We start from the raw sequence: 11,146 nt of genomic DNA on the forward strand, positions 1-11,146 counted from the left end.
CGCGAGGTTAAACGCCAAGCTAAGGCTGTTCACTCCCGGTCAGGCGTGTTCGCTGCTGCGGAAGGTGGAACGGTAGCTCTGCGGGGTGGTGCCGGCGACCTTTTTGAAACGCTCGCGGAAAGCGGTCGGGGAACCGAAGCCGGCCTGGTCGGCGATGCGGTCGATCGTGTGGTCGGTGTTCTCCAGGAGGTACTGGGCCCGCCTGACCCGAGCGCGCAGCAGCCACTGCAGCGGTGTGGTGCCGGTCTGTTCACGGAACCGGCGGCTGAAGGTGCGTCCGCTCATGGAGCTTCGCTGAGCCAGGAGGTCGAGCGTCAGCTCTTCGCCGAGGTGTTCCTCCATCCAGGCGAGTACCGGTTCGAGCGTGGACCCCTGGGGGACCGGTGGCTGGGGGTGGACGATGAACTGGGCCTGGCCGCCTTCGCGTTCCAGCGGGGTGACCGCCAGTCGGGCCGCGTCGGCGGCCACCGCGGAGCCGAAGTCGCGGCGGATCATGTGCAGGCACAGGTCGAGTCCCGCCGAGGCTCCCGCGGAAGTGAGCAGTTGCCCGTTGTCGACGTAGAGGACGTCGGGGCGCACCTCGACCTTGGGGAAGCGGCGGGCGAGGTCGGGGGCGGCGACCCAGTGCGTGGTCGCGGCCAGTCCGTCGAGCAGTCCGGTCAGGGCGAGGTCGAAGGCGCCGACGCAGATCGACGCGATCCTGGTGCCTCGGGCCGCCGCGACGCGCAGCGCCTGCAGTACTTCCTCGCTCGGTGGGGGCGCGCCTTCCGCGCGGCCGGGCACGATCACGGTGTCGGCGTCTGCGAGTGCTTCCAGGCCCCAGGCGGTGGTGATCGCGAATCCGGCCGCCGGGATCTGGGCGGTGGGTCCGCACACGCGCACCTGGTAGGGGCGGCGCCCGTCCGGCAGCCGGACTCGGGCGAACACTTCCAGGGGTGTGGACAGGTCGAAGGGGATGACCTGTTCGAGTGCCAGAACCGCGATGGTGTGCACCTTCGACTCCTCGACTTCTGGACGGAACCACGCTCAGACCTTCTGTCCTACGGTTCACGTCGGCGCAGGTCAAAGGGTTGGCGAGAACCCGTTGGATTCTGTCGTTCCAGCCGCTGGGAGCCTGTGGTTTGCGGTTCCTAGGCTCCGACGTCGGTGGTTCCTCCCTGCGGACTCCACCGTTTCCGGCCCCCAGCATGTGAGAAGGCGTACCGAGATGCCAACCCTGCCCGTTTGTTGCCTGCCTGGCGTTCCCGAGCACCGCGGTGGGGGCGTGGCCCGATGACCAAGCTCGTGCTCGCTCTCCACGTCCTGGCGGCCATCATCGCCGTCGGGCCCGTGACCGTCGCCGCCAGCATGTTCCCCGCGGCGGCCCGCCGTGCCGCCTCGTCCCCCGGCGACGAGGTCTTCGCGGGGGTGCGGATCCTGAACCGGATCTGCCGCGTCTACGCGGAGGTCGGACTCGCTGTCCCGGTGTTCGGGTTCGCCACCGCAAGCCTGATGCACGTCCTGAACAGCCCCTGGCTGATCACCTCCATCATCCTGACGGCCGTCGCCGCCCTTCTGCTGGGCCAGCTGGTGCTACCCCGCCAGCATGCTCTCCTCACCGCCTTGGTCGAATCGACGGCGGAGCCCCGGCTCGACCGAGCAGCTACCGCTCGACTGGCGATGCTCACCGGATGCTTCAACCTTCTGTGGGCCACGGTCACGGTGCTGATGATCGTTCGTCCCGGCTCGGCCACCGGAGCGTAACCGGCATGACCACCCGTAAGCCGCTGCGTATCTCCGCCACGATCGAACTGATCACCCTCGCTGCGCTCTTGACCAACATGGCCACCGCCAACGCGCATGCGGTGGCCGCCATGACCGGCCCGGTCCACGGCTTCGCCTGGCTCTACGGTGTCATCGCCACCTGGCGGGACGCCCGCTCCAGCGGGCAGCGCATCCTCCTGTCGGCCATCCCCGGCATCGGCGGCATGCTGGCCCTGCGAAGCCTGGACCGGGGGGACACCGAAGACCACGGGCCCCACCAACGCGCCAGGACAAGCCGACCGAGCCCTTGACCTCTCGCCCGCCGTCTTTAGCAGGTCTGTTCGCACGACGGAGACACTCCGCCCGGGGCGGCCTCGGAGGCGACGTCCTGCGTGTGCCTGAGGATGACCCCGAGGTCGTCCCTGATCAGGGACGACCTCGGGGCGTATGCCGGTGCGCACCCCCTGCACCAGGTCGCCGGACGGGTGGCCTGGAGCAGGGAGAGGCCGGACCCAACCGCGCCGCGGCTCTTGTCCGCCCTGGCTGGGCCACCATCGGAAGGCTCCACGCTTCTTCCTCCTTTCCTCTTTGCTGAAACGACATGAGTGTTTGTCGTGCTGACGCGGGGGCTGAACGGTGGCGGTATGAGTGAGAACGCGCGGTTGCGAGCGGATGGCCAGGTGTGGGTTGTCGTGTGGTCGGAGGTGGAGCGGCCGTTTTGTCGGCTGCTTTGACCTTGGCTCGGCCCGCCGGTCGGTCGCGGTCATCGATGCGGGTGAGCCCCGCAACGCTCCGGCTGCGAATGCCGGCGTGCATGGCCTTCGCCCGGCCACGCCAAGGCTTCCGCGATCTTCGGATCCGTCCGGCCCTCCGTACGCTTCACGTTGACCACCCGCACCGTGCCTGAACGCATGACCAGCAGGAAGTCCGGCACGTGACGCCGCATCCAGCCCGCGACCCCGGCCGTCAGCCGACACGGCTGCGCGAAGATCCCCTCGACCGCCGGATCGATGTCCGCCTGCAACAGCCGCGCCAGGTCCAGCAGACTCTCGTACATCACGTACCTGCCGGTGGTCGCCGACGCGTAGTTGCCCGAATGATGAGCGCGGCCGTGCACCGAACGGACGCGCCGGGCCCCAGGCGGTGGTGATCGCGAATCCGGCCGCCGGGATCTGGGCGGTGGGTCCGCACACGCGCACCTGTAGGGGCGGCGCCCGTCCGGCAGCCGGACTCGGGCGAACACTTCCAGGGGGACAGGTCGAAGGGAATGACCTGTTCGAGTGCCAGAACCACGATGGCCTTTGACAGTGAACCCAGTCGTCTCGGCTTCCTTGCCAGCGAACCTGAGCCCTACGAGGTGACGCTGGGGGTGCTGGGCGGATGCTCGTGCCGGCCAGGCGGACTGTCGCGGGCGACGACTCGCCCGCGACAGTCCGGGACTCCGTGTGGCGGGGTCAGAACTGGTTCTCGCCGCCGTTGACGTGCAGGGTGGTGCCGAGCACGAAGCTGCTGTCCGCGGAGGCGAGGAAGGCCACCGCGGCGGCGACCTCCTCCGGGCGCCCCCTGCGGCCGATCGGCACTCCCGCCGCGAGTCCCGCCTTGACGGCTGCCGCGTTCTCCTCGCCGATGGCGATGTCGACTCCGGGGGTGTCGATCGCGCCCGGCGCTACCGTGTTGACCCGGATACCCCTGCCCTTCAGCTCGTTGGCCCAGGTCCGCGCGAGGGACCGGACCGCGGCCTTCGACGCCGCGTACAGGCCGAAGGTCTCCCGGCCGTCGTCGGCGCGGATGGAGTCGTTGAAGATCACCGAGGCGCCGTCGTTGAGCAGCGGCAGCGCCTTCTGCACGGTGAGCAGCGTGCCCCGGACGTTGACGCCGAAGATCTGGTCGAACTGTTCCCCGGCGGCCTGCGCCAGCGGTACGAGCGTGGCCATGCCCGCGTTGGCGAACAGCACGTCCAGGCCCCGGCCGCGGTCACGGATCGCCTCGTACAGCCGGTCCAGGTCGGCCGGCTCCGATATGTCGCCCGGCACCGCGGTGACCGCGGAACCGATCGACTCGACGGCCCTGTCGAGCGCGTCCTTGCGTCGGCCGGTGATGAACACATGGGCGCCCTCGGACGCCAGCCGTGCGGCGGTGGCCAGGCCGATTCCTGTGCTCCCGCCGGTGACGGCGGCGGTCTTGCCTTCCAGCTGTCCCATTACTTGAACTCCCGAAACTTAGATACCGATCGGTGCAAAACAAAACCGTAGCACTTCTGCACCGATCGGTATCGAGGTAGTAGGATGGGGCCGTGGAGATCACCCGGAAAGCGCCGATCGGCCGGCCGAGAGGCTTCGATGCCGACGAAGCCCTGGAGCAGGCGATGATGGTCTTCTGGGAGCAGGGCTACGAAGGCGCCAGCCTGACCGCCCTGACCGGCGCCATGGGCATCACCCGCAAGAGCATGTACGCGGCCTTCGGCAACAAGGAGGAACTGTTCCGCAAGGCCCTGGAGCGCTACACCGAAGGTCCCGCCGCCTACGCGGCCCGCGCGCTGGAGAAGCCGAGCGCCCGGGAGGTGGCCACGGCGTTCCTCGCCGGCTCGGTCAGCACGACCACCCGCCCCGGCTGCCCCGCCGGGTGCTTGGGCGTGCAGGGTTCGCTGGCCGCCGGCGACTCCGGACGGGCGGCTCGGGACGCCCTGATCGCCTGGCGCGACGACGGCCGTGATCGCCTCCGCCACCGGTTCCAGCGGGCCGTCGACGAGGGTGATCTGCCCCCCGGCGCGGACCCGGAACTGCTCGCCCGATACATCATGACCGTGGCGAACGGCATCGCCGTCCAGGCCGCCGGCGGCGCCACCCGCTCCGAACTCCAGGAGGTGGCCGACGCGGCGTTGCGGAACTGGCCACCCGTCTGAGACGGGTGCTGGACGGGGCATGCTGTCCAAGCCGGGGGGTGCCTCTATGTCTTTCGTCAAGCGAGGCGTGGGGTTCTGGGTTCGTAGAAGGTGCCGTCGCGGAGCATCGCGAACAGTACGTTGATCCGCTGGCGGGCCAGGCGGAGAAGTGCCTGGGTGTGGGTCTTCCCGCGGGCCCGGCATCGGTCGTAGTAGGTGCGGGAGGCGGGATCGTGCAGGGCGGCGAACGCGGACAGGAACATCGCGCGTTTCAGCTGCCGATTGCCGCCTCGTGGCGCATGTTCACCGTGGATCGAGGTCCCCGACGACTTGGTCGTCGGGGCAAGGTCGGCGTAGGAGGCCAGATGGGCGGCGGTGGGGAAGCTGGTGCCGTCACCGACGGTGACCAGCAAGGTGGCGGCGGTCCTGACCGCGATCCCCGGAATCGAGGTCAGGACCGCAGAAAGAGGGTGAGCCTCCAGCAGCTGTCCGATCTGCGCTTCCAGGGCTCGTCGCTGTTCGTGGACGGCCGCGAGCGAACGAGCCAGGGACGGGACCACGAGGTCGAGGGTGCCGGTGCCCGGGACCACGACGCTCTGCTCGTCGAGCGCATCGAACACCTCGTCGATCAGTCGCTGGGCCATGCGCGGAGCCTTTGGCCGGATCACCTCGACCAGCTTGCGGCGTCCGGCTTTCCGCAGGGCGGCTGGGGATCCGTAGCGTTCCAGCAGCCAGGTCACGGCGGCGTGGTCCAGGCGCGGGCCCAGGACGCGCTCCAGGCTGGGGTGGAACTGGGTGAGCAGGCCGCGTATCCGGTTCGAGGTGCGGGTCGCCTCGGCCGCCAGGTCCTGGTCGAAGCCCACCAGCACGGTCAGTTCGGCGGTGATCTCGTCGGTCAGTTCCAGCGAGCGCAGGGTGTGCGGCATGGTCCGGGCGGCGTCCGCGATCACCGCGGCGTCCTTCGCGTGGGTCTTCGCCTCGCCCGGGTAGAGATCCGCAATCCGCCGCATGGACAGACCGGGCAGGTAGGCGACCTTGCAGCCGGCGTCCCGGGCGACGGTCAGGGGCAGGGCTCCGATGGAGGCGGGCTGGTCCACGATGACCAGCACGGTGCCGAACTTCGCGGCCAGCTTGTCGAAGACGGCCCGCAGTTTCGGCTCGCTGTTGGGCAGCTGCTTGTCGAAGACCTTCTTCCCGGCCGGGGTGAGGCCGTGCCCGTGATGGGCGCTCTTGCCGACGTCCAGGCCGAGGAAGACGCCCACGTCGTCGATGTCGTCCAACCCATCCTCCCGAGCGGGGTTCGATGCGGTGCTGGCCAGGGCGTTGGCGTCGTATGCGCGCATCCACGTTATGCAGACCTGCCGCCCGCAAGCGGCCAGGCATTGCGCCAGGCCAGGCGGTAGTCGGACCTCTCATCAGCGTCTCCAACGGCGCCTCCCAGGCCCGGTGACACCACCCCCCAGGTCATCCGTTCGACAGGGGGGAACAGTCATGCCGGGCCCGGAGGCCAGCGGTCCTCTTGCAGGACCGCGAAAAACATGACGGGGGGCGGTTCCGCCGCGTTTTCGTCGCGGGACGGACGCGGCAGCCATCCTGCCGCAGATCCGGCAAGCGGCTCTGGCTCGGTTGCCAGAGCGGACTGGTGGGGACGGGGCTGGTAGTAGGGGAGGCCCACCGGCTCGCGTTGCGTGGTGGCCCGGGCAGGGGTCGCGACCAGGATCGGGAGTGTCTAATATCAACGGCGCTGTCTCACTCTCGGTGGTGGCGGAGAGTCGTGAGGTTCGTTGACACTCGCGTGAAGGATGTCAATGAGCTTGTGCATGCGGTGTTTTCGGGTCTGTCCCCGCTGGTCATAGAGGGTGTGGCCGACGAGGGTTTGCGGATCGTGGTGCAGGCACGGACTCCGCAGGACGCTGCGGTTTGTCCGGTGTGTGGAGCGTCGTCGGGGCGGGTGCACGGCTATTACCTGCGGACGGTGGCGGACGTGCCGGTCGGTGACCGCCGGGTAGTAATCCGTGTACGAGTACGGCGCCTGGTGTGTCCCACGCTCGGCTGCTGCCATACCTTCCGCGAACAGGTGCGCGGGGTTCTGGAGCGATACCAGCGCCGCACGGCCCGTCTGACCAGGCACGTCATGGCTGTGGTCAAGGAGTTAGCGGGCCGGGCAGGGGCACGATTGCTGGCGATACTCGCGGTGGGCCTGTCGCGTCACACGGCCCTGCGCACCCTGTTACGCATCCCTTTGCCCGTCGCGCGGACGCCTCGTGTGATCGGCGTCGATGATTTTGCTCTGCGCCGGCGGCACCGCTGTGCCACCGTGGCGATCGACGCCGAGACGCATGAGCGGATCGACGTGCTGCCCGACCGCACGGCCGACACGCTGGAGGCGTGGCTGCGTGAGCATCCGGGCGTCGAGGTCGTGTGCCGGGACGGCTCGACCACCTACGCCGAGGCCATCCGTCGTGCCCTGCCCGACGCGGTGCAGGTCAGCGACCGCTGGCATGTCTGGCACAACCTGTGCGAAGCCGCTCTGAGCGAGGTGAAGGCGCACAGCACCTGCTGGGCGGCCGTGCTGGATGCGCCCCTGTATGACGGGCCCCGCGCACAGACGTCCCTGGAACGCTGGCACCAGGTCCACGGTCTGCTCGGCCAGGGCGTAGGCCTGCTCGAATGCGCCCGCCGACTGCAACTGGCCCTGAACACCGTCAAACGCTACGCCCGAGCCGACCGGCCCGAGCGGATGCTCCGCGTCCCCAAATACCGCACCAGCCTCGTCGACCCCTACCGCGAACACCTGCGCAAACGCCGCACCGAGGACCCCGCCGTCCCTATCCAGCACCTCTTCGAAGAGATCAAGGCCCTTGGCTTCACCGGCTGCCTGAACCTCCTGCACAAGTACATCAACCAAGGCCGCGCAGACGCCGACCGCAGCCACATCTCGCCACGCAGGCTCGCCAGGATGATCCTCACCAGGCCCGACAACCTCAAGACCGAACATCGCGATCTTCTAGCCCAGCTCACCGCCGCCTGCCCCGAGATGACCCAACTGGCCGCCAGCATCGGGGGCTTCGCCGAACTCCTGACGCCCCGCCCAGGAGATACCGACGCGCTCGTGCAATGGATTGCTCAGGTCCGCGCAGCCGACCTGCCCCATCTGCACGCCTTCATCCGGGGCCTGGAGCGAGACCGCGAAGCCGTGACCGCCGCGATCACGCTTCCGTACAGCAACGGACCCACTGAGGGCGTCAACACCAAGACCAAGCGGATCGCGCGCCAGATGCACGGACGAGCCGGATTCGACCTCCTTCGCCACCGCATCCTCCTCGGATAGCCGCACACTCGGTCACCACCGAGAGTGAGACAGGGCCGTTAAATTGACACACCCGGCATGCGACTGACCCTTGGGGCGGCCCGTCGAGCGCAGGAGATGGGCTGCTCGCCGCAGGCCGCCGCACCGTACCGGGTCGTGATCGCCCTCCAGGGTTCAACTACGGCCAGTGTCCGCACTGCCTGAAACGCGCGGGGGACCGAGTCGGTGTCACGGTTGACCAGCGCCCATGGGGTGAGGCCCCGGACGGCGTCCGCACTGCCTGGACCTGGACTGAACAATCGTTTAGCATGCTGGACATGCGTTCAATCGGTGATGACCGGACCACCCGTGCCGTCATCCGCGACGAGGCATTGCGCCTGTTCGCCGCCCACGGACCGGAGGCGGTCACCGTGCGGCAGATCGCCTCCGCCGCGGGTGTGTCGCCCGGCTTGGTCGTGCACCACTTCGGGTCGAAGGACGGGCTGCGCCGGGAGGTCGACCAGTACGTGCTGGACGTCTTCGAGGCGATGCTCGGCGAGCTGACGGGCGAGGGCGGAGCGGAGCTGTTCGATCCCGGCGCCGGGGCGAGTTCGCTGAGCGAGGCGTTCGCCCGGCATCTTCCGGACGACTCCCCCCTGCCTGGTTACCTGCGCCGGCTCCTGCTCTCGGACACCGGCGCCGGCCGGCTGCTGTTCCGGCAGCTGTACGACCTGAGCAGGGCCACGCTGGACGGCCTGGCCGCGGCCGGCCTGGCCGCCCCGGGGCGTGACCCGGAGGTGCGCGCGGCCCTGCTTCTCGCCAACGACCTGGCCCTGTTCCTGCTCCGTGACCGCCTCGCCGAAGTCCTCGGCACGGACCCGCTGTCGGCCGACGGCATGACCCGCTGGGCCCCGGAGATGCTCAGCATCTACGCGGGCGGGCTGAACGCGGCACCACCCCGACCACAAGGAGACAACCCTTAGGGAGGCCGCGCATGACGCCCGGCTCGACATCCGACCTCACGCCTGCCCTTCAGGCCACCGGCATCCACAAGTCCTACGGCAGACACCCCGTCCTGCGCGGGGCCGACCTGACGGTCGCCCCTGGGCAACTCGTCGCCGTCGTCGGCGAGAACGGCGCCGGCAAGTCGACCCTGCTGAAAGTCCTGGCCGGCACTCTGCCCGCGGACCGCGGCGAGGTAGCCCTGTCCGGGGCCTTCGGATACTGTCCGCAGGACCCGGTCCTGAACGGGGCTCTCACCGTCGCACAGCATCTGCGCTACTTCGCCGCCGCCCGCCGCCTGCCCGACGTGGAGCGCGGCCACGAACTCGTCCGCCTCCTCGGCTACGAGCGGTACGAGCAGTCGGCCGCCGCGGACCTGTCCGGCGGCACCCGACAGAAACTCAACCTCACCCTGGCCCTGCTCCACGACCCCGACGTCCTGCTCCTCGACGAGCCGTACCAGGGCTTCGACTGGGAGACGTATCTGCGGTTCTGGGACCTGGTCGAGGATCTGCGCGCCCGCGGCAAGGCCGTTGTGATCATCACCCATCTCATATTCGAGCAGGACCGCTTCGACCTGCTGGCCGACCTCACCGACGGCCGCCTCATACCGCGCACCGCTTCCCTGGAGGACCACCATGTCGGCGCCTGACACCGCGCGAGCCCGTCCGCTGCACGGCCAGTTCCCCACCGCGCTGCGCTTCTCGGTGCGCGACCAGACCCGCAACCGCCTCGCCGGCCTGCTGCTCGGCCTCTTCGTGCCCGTCTGGTACCTGGTGATGGACGCCATGGCCTCGGGCCAGGTGCTGGACTTCAAGCTGTACGCCACCGGCGAGGTCCTGCACGTCGACGGCGCCCACCTCACCCTGATCTCCGCCGGCCTCAACTCCGTCACGATGATCGCCGGTTTCGTCGTCTTCGACGCCGTCCGCAAGGCAGTCGCCTTCGACCGGCGCCTCGTCTACGCCGGATACCGGCAGACCGTCCTCATCAGCGCCAAGGCCCTCGCCATCGCAGCCGTCGCCGCCGCGATCGCTCTCTACACAGCGCTGGCCATCCTGCTCTTCTGGCGGCCGACAGCCGCCGGCTGGTTCGCCGTGCTCGCTGGATTCGCGGCCATCGCCCTCGCCTACGGCGCCCTCGGACTGCTCCTCGGTGTCCTGGTCAAACGGGACCTCGAGGGCTTCTTCCTGATCATCATGGGCGGCCTGATGGACACCTTCCTCCAGAACCCCCTGGGCAACCCGCTCGCCAACAAGCCCGTCCTGCAGTGGTTCCCCTCCTTCGGGCCCATGCAGTTCGCCGTCGGCGGCGCCTTCGGCCATACAGCCCTGTGGGGGCACCTCGCACTCGGTCTGGTCTGGGCCGCGGCGTTCGGCACTGTCGGGCTGGCCGTCTTCCGGCTCAGGACGCGCAACCGTACGCGAACCAGGTAGCCGGAGCAGCGGCAGGCCGCCGCCCGACGTCGCCCGCTGCCTTCCGCGCTCACCCGGGCTCCGTCGGGCCGTCCGTCCCGCCGGCCGCAACGACCCGGACATCGTCCAGTTCGCCGTGGACACCGGGTCGACCGCGACAAGCTCATCGCGCGCACCCGCCCCGTCCGCGAGAACCGGCCCGCCGTCCGGGTGCTGGTGCACGAGGCTCTCGCGGACGGCGACCGGATCGCCGCCCGCTACGCCCTTCGCTCCTCCCAGCGCGGGGGCTGTTGCTGGACGGGCGGCGTAAGTCGGTGGAACCGATGGCCGCCCGGCTGGGTGCGGACGGCTACCGGCAGGCCCTGGCCCACTTCATCACCACCAGCCCGTGGGACGCAGCGCATGTGCGGGCCCGTCTCGCCTGGTGGATGCAGCAGGTGATCAAGCCGACCGCGCTGATCATCGGTGACACCGGCTTCCTCAAGGACGGGGACGCCTCGGCCTGCGTGGCCAGGCAGTGCACCGGCACCGTCGGCAAGGTCACCAACTGCCAGGCGGGCGTCTCGCTGCACCTGGCATCCGACGGCGCCTCGGCGGCCGTCGGCTGGCGGCTGTTCGTGCCCGAGAGCTGGGATCCCGGATCGCCGAAGGGGACCTGTCCCCGAGTGGTGGACACCTCTGAGCCCGGCCCCGCCGGGGGCCGGGTAGGAGGCATCTTTTATGGTGATGAAGGTCTACTCGCCCGAGTTCGAGGCTGACGCTGTCGCGCTGTACCTGTCGGACCCGAGCCACACCTTCGAGGGCATCGGCAAGGAT

The 11,146-nt window shown here is 69.4% G+C and carries 11 protein-coding genes and 2 pseudogenes; 9 read left to right on the plus strand and 4 right to left on the minus strand.

Annotation, left to right across the window (positions count from 1 at the left end; all coding sequences use genetic code 11):
- Positions 1–39: 39 nt before the first annotated feature.
- A complete protein-coding gene (locus VT52_RS34480) occupies positions 40–993 on the minus strand; it encodes a GlxA family transcriptional regulator (RefSeq protein WP_046426434.1) in 954 nt (317 codons plus the stop codon).
- Positions 994–1,272: 279 nt separating this feature from the next.
- Here VT52_RS34480 and VT52_RS34485 point away from each other — a divergent pair, with 279 nt between their 5' ends.
- From VT52_RS34485 to VT52_RS39295, 3 genes and pseudogenes are all read left to right on the plus strand, one after another.
- Positions 1,273–1,743, plus strand: a complete 471-nt coding sequence (locus VT52_RS34485) for a DUF2269 family protein (protein ID WP_046426436.1) — start codon at positions 1,273–1,275, stop codon at positions 1,741–1,743.
- 5 nt (positions 1,744–1,748) lie between these two features.
- A complete protein-coding gene (locus VT52_RS34490) occupies positions 1,749–2,054 on the plus strand; it encodes a hypothetical protein (protein ID WP_046426438.1) in 306 nt (101 codons plus the stop codon).
- Positions 2,055–2,425: 371 nt separating this feature from the next.
- Positions 2,426–2,574: pseudogene (locus VT52_RS39295) on the plus strand (FAD-binding protein); the annotation flags it as partial.
- On the opposite strand, the gene VT52_RS34500 reads toward VT52_RS39295, so the two are convergent.
- Both VT52_RS34500 and VT52_RS34505 read right to left on the minus strand, forming a co-directional pair.
- Positions 2,507–2,800 carry a hypothetical protein gene (locus tag VT52_RS34500; protein WP_240510022.1) on the minus strand — a complete coding sequence of 98 codons (294 nt, stop codon included), beginning with the start codon at positions 2,798–2,800 and terminating at the stop codon, positions 2,507–2,509. The pseudogene VT52_RS39295 and the gene VT52_RS34500 overlap by 68 nt on opposite strands.
- Positions 2,801–3,197: 397 nt before the next feature.
- Positions 3,198–3,944: an SDR family NAD(P)-dependent oxidoreductase gene (locus VT52_RS34505; RefSeq protein WP_046426442.1), complete on the minus strand. Its 747-nt coding sequence runs from the start codon at positions 3,942–3,944 to the stop codon at positions 3,198–3,200.
- Between the two features lie 92 nt (positions 3,945–4,036).
- Here VT52_RS34505 and VT52_RS34510 point away from each other — a divergent pair, with 92 nt between their 5' ends.
- Positions 4,037–4,645 (plus strand): TetR/AcrR family transcriptional regulator, encoded by a 609-nt coding sequence (locus VT52_RS34510; protein WP_046426444.1) that lies wholly within the window; start codon positions 4,037–4,039, stop codon positions 4,643–4,645.
- 56 nt (positions 4,646–4,701) lie between these two features.
- Here the strand turns inward: VT52_RS34510 and VT52_RS34515 are convergent, their stop codons facing one another.
- The gene (locus VT52_RS34515) at positions 4,702–5,904 is read right to left on the minus strand and encodes an IS110 family RNA-guided transposase (RefSeq protein WP_046426446.1); all 1,203 of its coding nucleotides are present in this window, start codon (positions 5,902–5,904) and stop codon (positions 4,702–4,704) included.
- A gap of 515 nt (positions 5,905–6,419) precedes the next feature.
- Between VT52_RS34515 and VT52_RS34520 the strand changes: the two genes are divergently transcribed.
- From VT52_RS34520 to VT52_RS34540, 5 genes and pseudogenes are all read left to right on the plus strand, one after another.
- Positions 6,420–7,955, plus strand: coding sequence for an ISL3 family transposase (locus VT52_RS34520; RefSeq protein ID WP_107481540.1), 1,536 nt, complete (start codon positions 6,420–6,422; stop codon positions 7,953–7,955).
- A gap of 296 nt (positions 7,956–8,251) precedes the next feature.
- A complete protein-coding gene (locus tag VT52_RS34525) occupies positions 8,252–8,896 on the plus strand; it encodes a TetR/AcrR family transcriptional regulator (RefSeq protein WP_046426457.1) in 645 nt (214 codons plus the stop codon).
- A gap of 11 nt (positions 8,897–8,907) precedes the next feature.
- A complete protein-coding gene (locus tag VT52_RS34530; protein WP_046426447.1) occupies positions 8,908–9,567 on the plus strand; it encodes an ABC transporter ATP-binding protein in 660 nt (219 codons plus the stop codon).
- The gene (locus tag VT52_RS34535) at positions 9,554–10,351 is read left to right on the plus strand and encodes an ABC transporter permease (protein WP_046426449.1); all 798 of its coding nucleotides are present in this window, start codon (positions 9,554–9,556) and stop codon (positions 10,349–10,351) included. Before VT52_RS34530 ends, VT52_RS34535 begins: the two co-directional genes overlap by 14 nt.
- 260 nt (positions 10,352–10,611) lie before the next feature.
- Positions 10,612–11,019, plus strand: a pseudogene (locus tag VT52_RS34540) (transposase); the annotation flags it as partial.
- Positions 11,020–11,146 lie beyond the last annotated feature (127 nt).

Source organism: Streptomyces malaysiense (assembly GCF_000980885.2).
Lineage (GTDB): Bacteria > Actinomycetota > Actinomycetes > Streptomycetales > Streptomycetaceae > Streptomyces > Streptomyces malaysiense.

Bases quoted from the DNA above. Each gene is read 5' to 3' on its own strand.
- VT52_RS34485 (WP_046426436.1), top strand. From the start codon at position 1,273: ATGACCAAGCTCGTGCTCGCTCTCCACGTCCTGGCGGCCATCATCGCC.
- VT52_RS34490 (WP_046426438.1), top strand. From the start codon at position 1,749: ATGACCACCCGTAAGCCGCTGCGTATCTCCGCCACGATCGAACTGATC.
- VT52_RS34500 (WP_240510022.1), bottom strand. From the start codon at position 2,800: ATGTACGAGAGTCTGCTGGACCTGGCGCGGCTGTTGCAGGCGGACATC.
- VT52_RS34505 (WP_046426442.1), bottom strand. From the start codon at position 3,944: ATGGGACAGCTGGAAGGCAAGACCGCCGCCGTCACCGGCGGGAGCACA.
- VT52_RS34525 (WP_046426457.1), top strand. From the start codon at position 8,252: ATGCGTTCAATCGGTGATGACCGGACCACCCGTGCCGTCATCCGCGAC.
- VT52_RS34530 (WP_046426447.1), top strand. From the start codon at position 8,908: ATGACGCCCGGCTCGACATCCGACCTCACGCCTGCCCTTCAGGCCACC.
- VT52_RS34535 (WP_046426449.1), top strand. From the start codon at position 9,554: ATGTCGGCGCCTGACACCGCGCGAGCCCGTCCGCTGCACGGCCAGTTC.